The organism is Caballeronia sp. LjRoot29, from assembly GCF_964252755.1.
GTDB lineage: Bacteria > Pseudomonadota > Gammaproteobacteria > Burkholderiales > Burkholderiaceae > Caballeronia.
The window spans coordinates 72,152-88,174 of the sequence record NZ_CAXUPU020000001.1 but is presented as its reverse complement, the minus strand read 5'-3'; the positions used below and the strand labels follow the sequence as shown (position 1 = coordinate 88,174).

The following is a 16,023-nucleotide window of genomic DNA, read 5'->3' as shown; positions in this document are numbered from 1 at the left end:
CCCCGTGCCGACCTGCGCGGAGCGGCCTTCGGGCATACCCGTCCTGACCATTACGAGTACCTATTGTTATGCATGATCGCCACGTCTCCGTCATCGGCCTGGGCTATGTGGGCTTGCCCGTCGCCATTGCATTCGGCCTGCAACGCCGCACAATCGGGTTCGATACAAGCCCGGCCCGGCTTGCCGAACTGCGCGCGGGCCTCGATCGCAACGGCGAAGTTCGCCAGGACGAACTGGCGGCGGCGCACCTCGATCTGACCGATAGCATCGACGTCCTCCGGCAAGCCAATTTCCATATTGTCGCGGTGCCTACGCCGATCAGCTCGGGCGCGCAGCCGGACCTGATGCCGGTGAAGCGGGCGTCCGAAACGGTTGGTCGGGCGCTCAAGCGTGGCGACGTGGTCGTGTATGAATCGACGGTCTATCCCGGCGTCACCGAGGAGATTTGCATCCCGATCCTCGAGCGTGAATCGGGCCTCACGCTGGGGACGGATTTCACGGTCGGCTACAGTCCGGAGCGCATCAATCCCGGTGACAAGCAGCATACGTTTTGCAATATCGTGAAGATCGTGTCCGGGTCGGATGCCGCCACGCTTGACCTGGTGGCGCAGGTCTATGGCTCCGTGGTGACGGCCGGCGTGTACCGTGCCGGTTCGATCAAGGTGGCCGAGGCCGCGAAGGTTATCGAGAACACGCAGCGTGACCTGAATATTGCGCTGATGAACGAGGCGGCCATCATCTTCGATTACCTCGATATCGACACACGCGAAGTCCTGGACGCCGCCGGCACCAAGTGGAACTTCCTGGATTTCACGCCGGGACTGGTGGGCGGACATTGCATTGGCGTGGACCCGTATTACCTGACGCACAAGGCGCAGATCTCGGGTTATACGCCCCAGCTGATCCTCGCCGGCCGGCGCGTGAACGACGGCATGGGCCGTTTCGTGGCCGATCGCGCCGTGAAGACGCTGATCGGGACCGGGCGCGCGCCGCTGCGTGCCAAGGCGGTGGTCCTTGGGCTGACATTCAAGGAAAATTGCCCGGATTTGCGCAATTCGAAAGTCATCGATATCGTCCATCACCTGCAGGATTACGGGCTCGAGGTTCAGCTTCACGATCCGCTCGCGGATGCCGTGGAAGCCTTCGATGAATACGGCGTGACGCTGACCGCTTTCGACGCGCTTGAACCGGCCGACCTGATTGTGCTGGCGGTTCCGCATCGCGATTTTCTGCAGAAGACCGAGGCTTTGCTGGCGCTGGCGAAACCCGGCGGCGTCTTCGCCGATGTGAAGTCGAGCCTGCCGCTCGATGTGATCAGCGCAGCAGGTCTCGTCGCATGGCGATTGTAAAAACCCGGAAAAGCTTAGCTCACCACCATCAACCGGCATAATCTCGATTTCACGTAGGAACGCCACCCGATGAGCCGACTTTCCGGACGCGTGCGCATCATCGCCCGCGCGTTGCCCCGGTTGGCGTTGAAGCCGCTGCGCCGTAAGCCTCAAGTCTTGAGGCGCATCCTGATCGCGCATCATTTGTTGCTCGGCGACACGCTATTGCTGACGCCGCTCGTCGCGAAACTTCGCGCGCAATATCCTGACGCGCAGATCGTGCTGACCTGTCCCAAACCGATCGTGCCGCTCTATGCGGGCCGGCCGTTTGGCATCGACGTCATTGCCTTCGATCCGCGCGACTTCCGCTCGGTGAATGCGGTGTTGCGTTCGGGACCGTACGATCTGGGCATCGTGGCCGGAGATAATCGACATGCATGGCTTGCATTGGCGGCCGGGTGCCGATGGATTGTCGGACACGCTGCGGACAAGCCGGCGTGGAAAAACATGCCGCTTGACGAAGCCGTGCTGTATCCGGATATACCGGCAGCATGGGCGGATCTTGCGGCTGAACTGGTGGCCGGGCCGCCGCCGCGGCCGTATCGAGTAAGTGACTGGCCGGCGCCCGCGCCTGCCGGGTTTTCAGAACCTGACGCGCGCGTGTTGCGAAGTCCTTACGTGGTCTTACATCCAGGCGCGAGCACCGAGGTCAAGCGCTGGCCCGACGATCGCTGGCGAGCGCTGGCGCAGTTCGTGCAAGCACGCGGATTCACGCCTGTGTGGAGTGGCGGACCGAGCGAGACGGCGCTGGTCGATGTGATTGATCCCAATGGCCGTTACCCGAATTTCGCGGGCCGGATCGATCTGGGACAGGTGTGGCATCTGTTCGCCGGCGCGCGCGCGATTGTCTGTCCCGATACGGGCGTGGCGCACCTCGGGCGCCTGACCGGCGTGCCGACGGTTACATTGTTCGGCCCTGGTAACGCGTTGATACATGGCGCGGGAAATTACTGGCGCGACGCACCGTTCATGCCGGTTACTATCGCGGACATGCCGTGCCGCAATGAACAAGATATCTTCAGACGGCACGTGGCCTGGGCTCGCCGCTGTGACCGCAACACGAAGACATGCGTCGCATGGCGTGGTGACCATGCGGACTGCATGGGATTTATTTCGCTTGAGGTCGTCTGCAACAGCTTGCAGGCGGTCCTTCCGGGAGTGCAATGACGAAGATGTGCAGGCAGTTGGAACGCGTTCTGTGGGTGGCGTGTCCAGTAATTATGTTTGTCGCGATGTTCGCCCATATGACCGCGCTGGAGAACATGGCGCTGGGACTGGTTGGTATCGGCACACTCGCCGCGGCTTTTTCTTCGGAGCGGCCGTCGCCGCTGCACTGGCCGCTGCTGTGGCCTATTGTTATCTGGAGTGCGTGGGCGCTGGCGTCGATTGCATGGTCGCCGTATCCGCGTGACAGCATGCACGCGTGGCTCGACGAAGTGTTGTATCCGCTGGTGTCGTTCTTCGCGTTCTGGCTGATCGGCACGCGCACGACGAAGCCCGAATGGATGGTGCTGATCAACTGGGTGGCCTGCCTGCTGCTGGCCGCCGGCAGCCTGTATTACTGGGGCCGTTTGCAGCCGCCCACGAATCCCGCCGACATCCTTCTCCACTATTACAACCGCGTCGGCCACACGAGCACACTCGTCATCTTTTCGATGACACTCTTCACCGGCCTGCTGCTGAATCGCCGCTGGTGGCCAATCGCCCTGAGCGGGCTGGTGCTGGCTCTTGTCATCGGGCTGGCGACCCTCAACCGGTTCTTCTGGCCTGCCGCGGCCGTGACGCTTGTTATCGCGTGCTACCCGCTGTACCGCAAGCACCTCGTGATCGCGGCCGTGTGCGTGGCGGTGATCGGCGTGGCTGCGGTGGGCACGCTCGAGATGAGCGCGCGGATGCGTTACGGCCACGCGATGCCGAAAGCCGCTGCGCGGGAGCTGAGAGTGGGCAAGGACCAGGTGTATGTCCCCGAGGCACTGGCGGGCATTGGAGATGTCATGTCTTCGGATACGCGTCCTAAACTCTGGGCGTTCTACGGCCGGGAAGGTGAGTCGCATACGTGGACCGGCGTGGGTTTCGGCAAGCCGTTGCCGGGCCGGGTATTTCAAAGCGAAATTCCGCCTGCGTTGCTGGAGACGGAACCACAGGCGCTGACGCATGCGCACAATCTATTTCTGAATACGTGGCTGGAGACGGGAATCGTGGGCGTGGTGCTGGAGGCGGCGCTGCTGCTTGCGTTGATCTGGCGTTTCTGGCGGCTGCGGCATGTGGTGCCCTGGCTGAGTTCGGCGGGCATGGCGCTGGTCATCGGAATGATTGCAAAGAATTTCACCGACGACTTCATGTGGCAGACCACCGCGCTCGCTTTCTGGTGTTTTTCCGGGTTCCTGCTCGGTCGCGGCGAGCGTCTCGCGGGGCGGGTTGCGCCTGCGCGAGGGGCTTTGTCGCAGCAGCAGTAGAGCGGGCAGCGGAGGCCGCAACTCGGCCTTGTTGCGGCATTCTCCCGGACAAGCCTCTTAATGAGACAAAGACTCACGGCGCATTACAATACCGGTTTGCCGTGTCGGCGCGGTTTGGCGCGCCTAAGCGTCGGACAGCGGGCGCGGGTTCACTCCCGCTCCGCCCGCTGTCCGACGCACGGATTCACGATTAAGGACCTCTTTTGAGTCAAAAGCCAACCCTGAGCAAAACGATCGGCAGCGGGCAGACTACATCGCCGGCTGCCGTGATGCGCCGGCTCTGGCCGTACATCCGCCCCCTGATCTGGATTGTCGCGCTCGGCCTGATCGCCATGGGTTTCGTCGCTGCAAGCGAGGCCGGTATTCCCATGCTGCTCAAGCCGCTGCTCGATCACGGCTTCGGTGCGAAGGGCAGTGCCAGCGCCAAGTGGATCGTGCCGGGCGCGGTCGTCGGCCTCGCCGTGGTGCGAGGCGGCGCGCAATACGCGTCGGGCTACCTGCTCGCCTACGTCACCAACAAGATCCTGCTCGAACTGCGCCTGAAGATGTTCGACCGGATGATCCACACCAGCGCCGGTTTCTTCCAGCGGGAAACGGCGAGCACGATCATCAACGCCATCGTGTTCGAGGTGAATCAGATCCTCAACGTGCTCCAGAGCGTGGTCGTCACGCTCGTGCGCGATTCGCTCACCGTGGTTTTTCTGCTGGGATACCTGTTCATCCTCAACTGGCGGCTGACCTTGGTCATCGCGGTGATCCTGCCGGCTATCGGCTGGCTGGTGAGCAAGATCAATCGACGGTTGCGGCGGCTTAATCGTGAGTCGCAGTTGCTGACGAACGAGCTGTCGTACATCGTGGAAGAGACCGTTGGCGGTTATAAGGTCGTCAAGGTTCATAACGGCCAGCGCTACGAAAACGACCGCTTCACCGACATGAGCAATCGCCTGCGCGGCTACCAAATGCGCATGACAGTGTCCGGCGGTCTCGCACAGCCGCTCACGCAGTTTTTGGCGTCGATTGCACTCGCTATTGTCATCACCATTGCCGTGGTGCAGTCGGCGAATGACCAGACGACCGTCGGCGGGTTCGTGGCGTTTGTCACGTCCATGCTGCTGGTAATCTCGCCGCTCAAGCACCTGATCGATATCAACCAGCCGCTGCAGCGCGGCATGACGGCAGCGGAACTGATCTTCGGTCTTATCGATGAACCCGCCGAGCCCGAAGGCGGCGGCAGGCCGCTCGTGCGCGCCAGCGGCGAGGTGGAATTCCGCGAAGTGTCGTTCAGTTATGGATCGACTGGAACACCCACGCTCGACGCGATTTCGTTCAAGATCGCCCCGGGAGAAATGGTGGCGCTGGCTGGTGCGTCGGGCAGCGGCAAGACCACGCTGGTCAACCTGTTGCCGCGTTTCTTCGATCCCGCCAGCGGCGCAGTGCTGGTCGACGGCGTGCCGCTTCAGGAGTACAGCCTGCACGACCTGCGCGGACAAATGGCGATGGTGAGCCAGGACGTGGTGCTCTTCAACGACACGATCGCCGCCAACGTCGCGTATGGCCAGACGCCGGATCGCGATCGGGTGATGGCGGCGCTGGCTGCGGCGAATCTGGCCGATGTCGTCGCGGCCATGCCCGAAGGCGTGGACACGCGTGTCGGCGGCAATGGCATGCGCTTGTCGGGCGGGCAGCGGCAGCGGCTGGCTATTGCGCGGGCGATCTACAAGGACGCGCCCATTCTTATCCTCGATGAAGCGACGTCCGCGCTCGATTCCGAGTCCGAACGGCACGTGCAGGAAGCCCTGGAAACGCTGATGAAGGGGCGCACGACGCTGGTGATCGCGCACAGGTTGTCGACTATTGAGCGTGCCGACCGGATCCTGGTAATGGACGCAGGGAAAATCGCCGAGCAGGGCAGCCACGCCGAGTTGCTGCGCCACAACGGGCTATACGCGAACCTTCATCGGATCCAGTATCAGCAGCAGGCGGCTTGAAGCTTTTGAGATTTTAATCGATGCGCGCCCCTGGCCAGAAACGATCAGGGGCGCGTTTTGCGTTGGGAGCGTGGATGAAACGCGAGCCTCGGGGGCCTGTGAACCCATCGGCGCATTCGGTAGCCTTGCAGACCGAGATTGCTCACTGCACTACGAAGGACCAACAGCCTCCGTAGGCGCGGCCGTACCACGCCGCTGAAGCTTCCTGCGATATATCAGCGTCCATACCGTCAACGCGCCATAGATCGCATATCCGATGAACGGCGAGACAACAAGGAAGCGCTCGACCGGCCAGTGCCACGCCAGCCAGGCTCGAAGCGCATTCTCGCCGGCCAGGCCGAACCCCCAAACAGCAGTCATCAGACGCACTGACCGACGCAGCGCGGGCCGTTCTTTCCAGAGCGCCTCGAATCTTTCCGCGCCGCCTTCTTCCTTGCGCGCGACGGTTGCCCGGGCGAGATAAAAGGTGAGCGGACGCCGCAGCACGAGCGAAACCAGGAACACAACGCCAATAGCGCCCGACGCCATCGACTCGCGCATCAGCAACAAGCGCGGACTGCCGCCAAGCGCCATCAGCACGATGGACAACACGATCCCGAGCAGGACCAGGATGCTGAGGGCATCGACGCGACGGGTTCTCGCGAACTCCACGAGGCTCCAGACAACCGGCGGCACCGCCGACGCGTACAGCGCGCCGAGTTCGCCCCAATGCGGCAACGCGAGCCGATACGCAAGCCACGGCAGCAGGAGATTGACCACGAGTTCAACGACAGCGCCTGCTCGAATCTTCATGAGGGATGAGTGCCGGGGAAGGGAAGCGGCAATGAAAAACACGCAGCGCGCGCGACGCTCATTGCGTGAACACGGACACGACAATAGCCAGCCACAACGCGCCTACGCCACCCAAAAACGCATGACGCGCAATACGCACGCGCGATTCATCGTCGGGACGTTTGGTTGGAGACGTGGCCAGCCAGGGCACCAAACCCAGGCACGCGAAACCGGCGAGCGCCAGCAGCGCGACGGAGATATCGCCGGAGCGCCAATGCGAGCCCTCGTGAATGCCCCAGTAACCGAGGAACACGATGCCGATGGAAAACACCGTCGATGCGGCCGAACTGAGCGCCTGAACGGATCCTGCTGGAAACTGCATGACATGCCTCCCGATGCGCGAAAGTACGCGAGATTGCCATCATAGGGGAAACGCATCGGCGAAATGGGCCGGCTGCGCCACGTCGAACTATCCCTCTTGCGAACCTTGCACGTCGCGGCGCGGCGCCTCGGACTCGACGGCGTTTGGCGTCACCTTCTCCCGGCTCATCGACTGCACGCGGCTTTGAATAAACCGCTGCCCCGATACAACGATATAAAACGCCAGCGGCGTGAACACCAGCCCGAGCACGGTCGCCGTAATGGCGCCGCCGAATACGCCGGTCCCGATCGATCGCCGGCTTTCCGCCCCGGCGCCCGTGGACACGAGCAACGGCACGACGCCCAGCAAGAACGCCGCCGATGTCATCACGATCGGCCGGAAGCGCGCACTCGCCGCGGCGACGATTGCGTCCTTCAATGGCGCGCCATCGGCGTAAAGCGTGCGCGCGAACTGCACGATCAGGATCGCGTTTTTCGCCGATAACCCGATCACCGTGATCATCCCGACCTTGAAATAGACATCGTTGGGCATGCCGCGCAGAAGCATCGCGATCACGGCGCCAATCACGCCCAGCGGCACGATCGTCAGCACCGCGAGCGGAATGGTCCAGCTCTCGTAAAGCGCCGCCAGCGCCATGAACACGGCCAGCAGCGACAAGCCAATCAGGATAGGCGTCAGGCGGGCGGCACGCGTTTCTTCAAGCGCGGTGTCGGTCCAGTCATAACCCACGCCCACCGGCAGCGCTTGCGCGAGCCGCTCCATTTCGGCCATTGCCGCGCCGGAACTGACGCCGTTGGCGGGACGGCCGCTGACATCGAGTGAAGGCGAACCGTTGTAGCGCGTCAGCACCGACGGCCCGGTCGTCCAGTGCAACGATGCCACGGAGGACATCGGCACCATCTGTCCCGCGGCGTTACGCACCGACAGGTTCATCAGACTCTCTTCGGTCATCCGCGACGGCGCGTCGGCGGCGACCATCACGCGACGCATACGGCCGCCTGACGGGAAGTCGTCGATATACGACGAGCCGAAGGTGTTCCCCAGTGCGTCGCCGATCTTGTCGAACGAAACGCCCAGCGCATAAGCCTTCGCGCGATCGACTTCCAGCACGATGCGCGGCGCGTCAGGCAACGCTTCCGAGTGGACATCGGCGAAAGCGGGATTGTGGCGGGCCTGGTCGAAGAGCTGTTCGCGTGCGGCAGTCAGCGCGGCAATGCCAATGCCGCCGCGATCTTCCAGCCGCATCACGAACCCTTCGGAATGACCCATGCCCGGAACCGACGGCGGCATCTGGGCAGTGACCTCGCCGTCCATGATCTTCGAGAACCCGCGATTCAGCGTGTCGCGCAGCGTGGCTGCGTCGGTCGTGCGCGCCGACCAGTCCTTCAAATCGACAAAACACATGGCCACGTTCTGGCCGCTGCCCTGGAAACTCCAGCCGACCACGGTCGTCACGTTGGCCACTGCCTGCTGGCGTTTCAGGATGGCTTCCGCCTGCTCGACGACCGCGAGCGTGCGCGCCTGCGTAGCGCCCGCCGGCAACTGCACCATCACCTGAAGCTGCGCCTGGTCTTCCTGAGGCAGGAAGCCGCCCGGCATATGCAGATAAAGCAACGCGCATGCGCCGGCCAGCACGAGATACACCACGAGCATGGAACCCGCGCGGCGCAGCACGCGCGCGACGAGCCCGCGATATTTGCGCGAGGTCCAGTCGAAGGCGGCCGTAAAGCCGAACGAACGGCCACTGGCCCCGTGCGATCCATGCAAGCCGTGAGCACCATGCCGCACAGCACTGCGCGGCGGTGCTTTCAGCAGGTTCGCGCACAACGCCGGCGTCAGTGAAAGTGCCGTGAACGCGGACACGAGAATCGACGCGATCATCGCGACCGTGAATTGCCGATAAATCCCGCCGACGCTGCCGGGGAAAAAGGCCATCGGCACGAACACGGCGGTCAGCACGGCGGTAATGCCGACAATCGCGCTGCCCATCTGCTGCATCGCCCGGCGCGTGGCCGCGCGAGGCGCCAGTCCCTCTTCGCGCATCACGCGATCGACGTTCTCGACCACGACGATGGCATCGTCGACCAGGATCCCGATCGCCAGCACCATCGCGAACATGGTGAACACGTTGATCGACATGCCGAGCACATACAGCGCAAGCAGCGCGCCGGTCAGCGCAACCGGAATCACCACCGTGGGCACCAGCGCATAACGCAGGTCGCGCAGGAAAAGCCACATGACCAGGAACACCAGCAGCACGGCTTCGAAGAGCGTCAACGCCACTTCGTGCAGCGCGACGTGGACGAACTTGGCGTTGTCGGACGGAATTTCGACCGCCGTGCCCGGTGGCAGGCTACGCGACAATTCAGCCAGCTTCGCGCGGATCGCGGCGGAGGTTTCCATCGCGTTGCCTTGAGGCGAAAGCCGGATACCGATCGTTGCCGCCGACTTGCCGTTCAGTCGAGAAAACGACGCGTAGCTGTCGCGTCCCACCTCGACCCGCGCCACGTCCTTCAGCCGGACGGCCGATCCGTCGGTGCGCGCTTTCAGCACGATCTCGCCGAATTCGCCTGGCGAGATCAATTGTCCCCTGACCGTGACCGACGCCGTCAATTGCTGACCGGCGACGAAGGGCACGTCGCCAAGCGTGCCGGCGGTGACCGTCGCGTTTTGCGCCGCGATGGCCTGGGTGACGTCGGCCGCGGCCAGGTTGTATTCGCGCAGTTTCATCGGATCGATCCAGACCCGCAACGCCTCTCCGGCGTCCCACAATTCGGCTGAGCCGACACCCGGCGCGCGCTTCAGGTCGCGCAGCATATAGCGATTGACGTAGTCGCTGAGTTCCACGGAATCGCGCTGGCCGTCGGTGGAAGTGAGCGCGACCAGCATCAGGAACGTGCCGGTCGACTTGAAGACGCTGATGCCTTGCTGCACGACTTGCTGCGGCAGGCGCGACTCGATCTGCTTCATCCGGTTCTGGACATCGACCATGGAGATGTCCGGGTTGGTACCCGCCGAAAACGTGGCCGCGATTTCGAGTTCGCCGAGGCTGTCGCTGGTCGTTTCGTAGTATTGCAAGCCCTCGGCGCCGTCGAGGCTTTCTTCGATCACGCTCGCCACGGTGTTGTCGACGCTTTCCGGCGCCGCGCCCGGATACATCGCGTCAATCACAATGCGCGGCGGCGTCAGCCGCGGATATTGCGCGACAGGCAGGAAGGGCGTGACCAGCGCGCCCGCCACGAAAATGGCCAGGGCAACAATCCACGCAAAAACCGGACGATCGATGAAAAAAGACGGCACGCGGGTCCTGACGATTCAATGAGGTTGATTGAAGGCTACCGGGATTTGCCGATCTTCATCGGAAGTCGTTGCGTCCGCAATCCGCGCGATATTTCCGATTTCTCGCGATTTCCGCGACGACCGTCGGTGACAACTTGGCCGGCATTGCGCCGATCTTGAGTGGCGGAACGGTGCGTCAAGATTGTTGTTCAAGACTAGCGAGCTTGAAATCTGGCGACGGTGGGATTTCTTGTTGGCTTTCGTCCAAGCGTCAGCGGAGTGATATTAAAAACTTAAAATAATTGTGTCCAGCATTATTAAGCGGATAGCTATTCAGGGCATTATTTCGATAATGAAAGGTGACGAGATTATGCTTTTAAAGCATGGGCTATTAATAGATGTGATATTCGAGAAAACCCGTTGCGGGCAGATGGGATTAAAAACGGGTCAGCGTGCGAGTAGACGTAGATAGGTGATCATCGACAGGCCGTTCGGACGGCCTGTCGATCGTTGCGTGCTTATTGGCAAGATGTCTTGCTCGACGCGGCTTGCTCAAGCGTCGCGATGATCGTTTCTATATGGGCTATACGCTTGCGTTGCGCCGGCATGAGGCGCATCGACAAAAAGGAATCAACGCGATTGCGCCAATAGGACAAAGACAGCCCGTGACTCGATGCAACCCGGTTGATTATCTTTTCAAGATGCACAAGATCAGTTTCTATTAGTCGGTGATTCATCATGTTTCCCCGGTAGCGCCGACATTTTTGCGGTCGCTGGTTATTGCCATCCGGGGCAACGCTGTTTATGTGCGCTGTAACAACGGCCCGAATGATGTGGTGCTTTATCGAAAATCCGGCCCGTCAGGATGAACCGCCTGAAGAGCCGCATCACCGTCGCGTTGGTCAATGCGAGGCTTGAACCTTTTTCAGCATGAGCCGTGCCACGTTCCGCCATGCTCTGAAAAAAGACCCTCGTTTCCTTCACTGACAACGCTCGACGCCGATAGGACCTAGCCGAACGCAATCGAGGCAACCGTGCAAAACGCCGCTTGTTCCGCACGCTTGCTACATTTACGCCGTGGGACGTAACGTTCGTTGCCGGCGTGAACGGAGCGACGAGTTGAAGCAAACGATAAACCGACCGAACGTGCTAATTAAGATGTTGATTCGAGACGTGTAATCGTTGCGGATTTAAATTACCGCGATATGGTTTCGATAAAACCTACCGATAATTTCGGAATTTTCATTGTTAAAAATAATCATTTGTACCGAAACTTCGTCACGATTTTTCGCAATGTTCAACAAATACCGCTACGAAAGTTAAGCAATTGAATTAATCAATAATCTTTTCTCCGCAATGCCGAATAAGGATTAATATCATTGAAATAAGCAGACGACGATAACGTCGTTATTACCTGTTTCTATCTCGCGAGGCGGAAGGACACCCGGCGCGGATGGCCCAGGAAGCAGACTTGCAAATCGCTTTTGCCCGGCCGGTTTGCAAGTGCTCGGAAGGAGCCTCCAATGACCATTAGAAAGCCGCCCGGTGCCCGGATCAGTTCGTCCGCCGAATCCTCATCTTCATCCGCAGTGTCGTCCAATCCTCGTTCAGTCGATTTCCCGATTGTTGGTATCGGTGCGTCCGCGGGCGGCATCCAGGCACTGATGCGTTTGCTTCAGGGCATGCCGGCGGACGGCGGCATGGCGTTCGTCGCGGTGCTGCATATATCGCCGAACCACGCGAGCCATGTCGACGAAGTGCTGCAACGCTCAATCTCCATGCCGGTCGTGCAGGTCTTCGGCACCACGCCAATCGAAAAGAACACGGTCTACCTGATTTCGCCGTCGAACGATTTATCGCTGGCGGACGGCTGTCTGCATGTCGTCCCGAGCGATCCGGTGCGACGAAAACCGGTCGCAATCGACCTGTTCTTCCGGAGCCTGGCGGACGCGCACCGGGCCCGTTCGATCAGCATCATCCTGTCGGGGATGGGCAGCGACGGTTCGATGGGGATAGCACGGATCAAGGAGCAGAACGGTATCAACATCGTGCAGGACCCGACGGACGCGGAATTTGACGAGATGCCGCGCAATGCGCTGGCAACCGGGTTCGTCGATATCGTGCTGTCGGTCGAGCGGATGCCCGCCCGCCTTATCGAACTGCGCGACAACGCCCGCGCGATGAAGATGCTGTATGCCGTCGACGAGTTGCCCTCAAATGATCCCGATGTTGAACACGGTATTGAACAGCGGATCGAGCCGGCTGTTTCGACCATCGACGACGATTCTGACGTGCTCCAGGCATTGCTGACCATCCTGCGCATCCGCACCGGTCATGACTTCCGGCACTATAAACGCGGCACGGTCATGCGGCGCATTGAACGGCGGCTGCAGGTGAACGGTGTCGCCGATCTGGCCGGGTACAAGCGGTTTATCGAAACGCATCCTGAGGAAACGACCGCGCTCCTGAAGGACATGCTGATCGGCGTGACGAATTTCTTCCGCGACCGTAAATCGTTTGATGCCTTCGAGCAGCGCGTCGTGGCGAACCTGTTCACACGGCGCTCGCCCGACGATCCGGTGCGCGCGTGGTCGGCGGGGTGCTCTACGGGAGAGGAGCCGTACTCGCTCGCGATGCTGCTGATCGAACACGGGCCGGTCGAGGGCAAGTTTCCGTTGATCCAGGTTTTCGCGACCGATGTCGACGCAAGCGCGATCGATACAGCGCGCGCGGGCATGTACGCGGGATCGATCGTGGCAGACGTATCGCCTGAGCGGTTGCGGCGGTTTTTCGTGAAGCCGGGCGGCAGTTTCCAGGTGAGCAAGGAACTGCGCCAGAAGGTTGTGTTCGCTGTCCATAACATCCTGAGCGATCCGCCGTTTTCGGGCATGGACCTGATCTCGTGCCGCAACTTGCTCATTTACCTCGACAGGACGGTGCAGCGCCAAGTGCTGGAGACGTTTCACTTTGCGCTGCGGCCGGGCGGGTTCTTGTTTCTCGGCGCGGCGGAATCCACCGACATTGCAAGCGACTTGTTCGAGCAAGTGGACAAGCGCAACCGTATTTATCAATCGAAGCGCATTGGCGCGCGTGCCATGCCGCCGCTGCCGCTCATTCGTCCCGCCGCGATCTTCGACGTCCCCAGACAGATGGGTCTCGGGCGCGAGACATCCGCGTCACTCACGGCGCTGCGTCGGCGCGTATTCGAGCGTTACGCGCCGCCGAACGTCACCGTGGATCGCGATGGCGCCATCCTGCATATGTCCGATCACGCCGGGCGTTTCCTTCAGTATGTTGGCGGCGAGCCCTCGCGCAATCTGCTCACGCTCGTCAATCCGGAGCTGCGCGCGGAATTGCGGAACACGCTGCATCGCGTATTGCGCGACGGGGACAGCGTCGTGTCGCAGCGCGTGTGCTTTTCGCGTGGCGAGACGTCATCGTTCGTCAAGCTATCGGCACGGCTGTTCAAGGACAATGAGAGTGGCGAAGACGTGGTTGTCGTGTTCTTCGACGAGACAGAGAATGAGAACGAGGCCGGGAACGAGGCCCATGCAGCAGTTCAACCGAATTCGCCCGCACACGACGTCTCCGCCGATGTCACCAAACTCGGCGATCTGGAACAGGACCCATATCGTGCGCAGACGCAGATGGACACGTTGAGCGAGGACGCCAGCGTGTCGTCCGAGGAGTTGATGGCGTCGAATGAAGAATTGCAGGCGATCAACGAAGAGCTGCGCTCGACCAGCGAGGAACTCGAAGCGGGCAAGGAAGAGCTGCAGTCGGTCAATGAAGAACTGGTGACGGTGAACCTGGAACTCTCCGACACCGTCACCGAGACCTCCAAGGCTAACGATGACCTGCGCAACCTGATCTCGTCCACCGGCATTGCGACGGTATTCGTCGATCGGGAAATGCGTATCAAGCGATATACGGCGCCGGCGGTCGGGCTCTTCAAGCTGATTGCGTCGGACATCGGGCGGCCGCTGCTGGATCTTACGCATCGGCTCGACTATCCGGAGATGGCCACCGATGCACGCGCGGCCTTCGACACGCTCACGTTCACCGAGCGCGAGGTCCGCACGGACCGCGGCGAATGGTTCCTTGCGCGGGTGCTGCCGTATCGCACGGCGGACGATCAGATCGACGGGGCGGTCATCACGTTGATCGACATCACGGCGCGCCGCGCGGCCGAAGCGGCGGCGCGCAGCAGCGAGGAACGCTTGCGGCTGGCCGCCGTGACCACAAACGATTACGCGATCATCGTGCTGGACATGAACGGTTTGGTTGTCACGTGGAACGGCGGTGCGCAACGCATCTTTGGCTATGTGGAAAGCGAAGTGCGAGGCCAGCCGCTGGACCTTATTTTTCTCCCCGACGATCGTGCAGCGCGCGCGCCTTTACGCGAGCGGCAGCGCGCCACTCAGGCTGGCCGTGTGGAAGACGAACGCTGGCACGTACGCGCCGACGGCACCGAAATCTATTGCAGCGGTGTCACTACGCCTATCGAATCCGATCAATTCCGCGGTTACGCGAAGATTGCCCGCGATGTCACCGACAAGACCGGTATCGAGAGCCAGAAGCAACTGGCGCTTACGCTCGAACGCGCGATTCGTGCGCAGTCCGAAGCGGCGAACCGGTTGAAGGACGAGTTCTTTTCGGTGTTGTCGCATGAGCTCAAGAACCCGCTCAACCTGATTCACGTGAAGGCGGAATTGCTCACGCGCATACCCGATGTGCGGGATATTTCGAGCGTGCAGGACGCCGCCGATGCCATTCAGCGTGCGGTCGCCGGGCAGGCCAGGATCATCGACGACTTGCTCGACCTGTCGCGTGTGCGTACCGGCAAGCTCGCGCTCCGCTTCGCGCCGGTGGAGATCGCGTCCGTGCTGCACGCGGTCGTGGCCGCGAGCGTGGCGGATGCGCAGGCGGGTGGCATTGAGTTGTCGGCGGTGGGAACCGATGCCGCCGTGATGATTCATGCCGATGCCGAGCGCGTCGAGCAGATGGTCTGGAATCTCGTGCGCAATGCGCTTAAATTCACGCCGCGTGGCGGACGGGTGCGGATCGCTTTATCGCGGCATGAGGGGCTGGTTTGTATCGAGGTGGCGGATACGGGGCAGGGTATTGATCCCGGCTTCCTGCCGCGTATCTTCGAGATGTTCAGTCAGGCCGATGGCGGCGGACGGCGGGACCGAGGCGGCCTGGGGATTGGATTGTCGCTCGTGAAGCAACTTGCTGAGTTGCATGGCGGGCATATTGAAGCGGAGTCGGCGGGGAAGGGGCAAGGTGCGCGCTTTCGGCTGTGGCTACCGGAAAACGCATCGTCGGTGCCGGTGGAAACGCCGCGTGAAATTGTTGATCCGGGCATCTTGCGGGGCTTGCGGGTGTTGCTCGTCGATGACTCCATCGAAGCGTTGGAGGCGTTTCGTACGCTGCTCGAAATGGAGGGTGCGCAGGTGCGCGCGGAGCCGAGCGCCGAGCGGGCGCTTGAAGCGGTGGCGCAGGAGGAATTCGATGTCGTGTTGTCGGATATCGGCATGCCGACCATGAACGGCTACGAGATGATCGAGCGGATGCGAAAGACGCCGCGGACCGCGCGGCTGCCTGCGCTGGCGCTTACCGGGTTTGGCCGTGAGCAAGATGTCATGCGGGCGCTCGATGCCGGGTTTAACGGGCATTTGAGCAAACCGGTTTCGCTTAAAGGATTGGTCGCGGCGATTGACCGGAGTCTGCGGCGGTGAGGGGGAGGGGGTGTTCCG

At 61.5% G+C, this 16,023-nt stretch carries 8 protein-coding genes; 5 read left to right on the top strand and 3 right to left on the bottom strand.

The features are described from left to right. The first annotated feature begins 68 nt into the window (after window positions 1-68). The 4 genes from ACSQ83_RS00325 (at window position 69) to msbA (ending at window position 5,832) form a co-directional block, all read left to right on the top strand. Window positions 69-1,349 carry a nucleotide sugar dehydrogenase gene (locus ACSQ83_RS00325; protein ID WP_414948092.1) on the top strand — a complete coding sequence of 427 codons (1,281 nt, stop codon included), beginning with the start codon at window positions 69-71 and terminating at the stop codon, window positions 1,347-1,349. A gap of 69 nt (window positions 1,350-1,418) precedes the next feature. Next, entirely contained in the window at window positions 1,419-2,555 is a 1,137-nt protein-coding gene (locus tag ACSQ83_RS00320) for a glycosyltransferase family 9 protein (RefSeq protein WP_436226886.1), read from the top strand. Then, window positions 2,552-3,844, top strand: coding sequence for an O-antigen ligase family protein (locus ACSQ83_RS00315; protein ID WP_414948094.1), 1,293 nt, complete (start codon window positions 2,552-2,554; stop codon window positions 3,842-3,844). Before ACSQ83_RS00320 ends, ACSQ83_RS00315 begins: the two co-directional genes overlap by 4 nt. A 269-nt stretch (window positions 3,845-4,113) precedes the next feature. Continuing rightward, window positions 4,114-5,832, top strand: a complete 1,719-nt coding sequence (msbA, locus tag ACSQ83_RS00310; RefSeq protein ID WP_436227073.1) for a lipid A export permease/ATP-binding protein MsbA — start codon at window positions 4,114-4,116, stop codon at window positions 5,830-5,832. Window positions 5,833-5,982: 150 nt separating this feature from the next. On the opposite strand, the gene ACSQ83_RS00305 is transcribed toward msbA, so the two are convergent. The 3 genes from ACSQ83_RS00305 to ACSQ83_RS00295 form a co-directional block, all read right to left on the bottom strand. After that, window positions 5,983-6,624 carry a VC0807 family protein gene (locus ACSQ83_RS00305; RefSeq protein WP_436226885.1) on the bottom strand — a complete coding sequence of 214 codons (642 nt, stop codon included), beginning with the start codon at window positions 6,622-6,624 and terminating at the stop codon, window positions 5,983-5,985. Window positions 6,625-6,682: 58 nt separating this feature from the next. After that, on the bottom strand, window positions 6,683-6,985 hold the full coding sequence (locus ACSQ83_RS00300) for a hypothetical protein (protein ID WP_414948096.1): 303 nt from the start codon (window positions 6,983-6,985) through the stop codon (window positions 6,683-6,685). Window positions 6,986-7,072: 87 nt separating this feature from the next. Beyond that, window positions 7,073-10,285 carry a multidrug efflux RND transporter permease subunit gene (locus tag ACSQ83_RS00295; RefSeq protein WP_436226884.1) on the bottom strand — a complete coding sequence of 1,071 codons (3,213 nt, stop codon included), beginning with the start codon at window positions 10,283-10,285 and terminating at the stop codon, window positions 7,073-7,075. 1,502 nt (window positions 10,286-11,787) lie between these two features. Here ACSQ83_RS00295 and ACSQ83_RS00290 point away from each other — a divergent pair. Next, complete coding sequence (locus tag ACSQ83_RS00290; protein WP_436226883.1) at window positions 11,788-16,005, top strand: CheR family methyltransferase; 4,218 nt, start codon at window positions 11,788-11,790, stop codon at window positions 16,003-16,005. Window positions 16,006-16,023 lie beyond the last annotated feature (18 nt).

Coding starts and splice junctions, on each gene's coding strand:
- ACSQ83_RS00305 (WP_436226885.1), bottom strand. CDS start 6,624: ATGAAGATTCGAGCAGGCGCTGTCGTTGAACTCGTGGTCAATCTCCTG.
- ACSQ83_RS00325 (WP_414948092.1), top strand. CDS start 69: ATGCATGATCGCCACGTCTCCGTCATCGGCCTGGGCTATGTGGGCTTG.
- ACSQ83_RS00290 (WP_436226883.1), top strand. CDS start 11,788: ATGACCATTAGAAAGCCGCCCGGTGCCCGGATCAGTTCGTCCGCCGAA.
- ACSQ83_RS00300 (WP_414948096.1), bottom strand. CDS start 6,985: ATGCAGTTTCCAGCAGGATCCGTTCAGGCGCTCAGTTCGGCCGCATCG.
- ACSQ83_RS00320 (WP_436226886.1), top strand. CDS start 1,419: ATGAGCCGACTTTCCGGACGCGTGCGCATCATCGCCCGCGCGTTGCCC.
- msbA (WP_436227073.1), top strand. CDS start 4,114: ATGCGCCGGCTCTGGCCGTACATCCGCCCCCTGATCTGGATTGTCGCG.
- ACSQ83_RS00315 (WP_414948094.1), top strand. CDS start 2,552: ATGACGAAGATGTGCAGGCAGTTGGAACGCGTTCTGTGGGTGGCGTGT.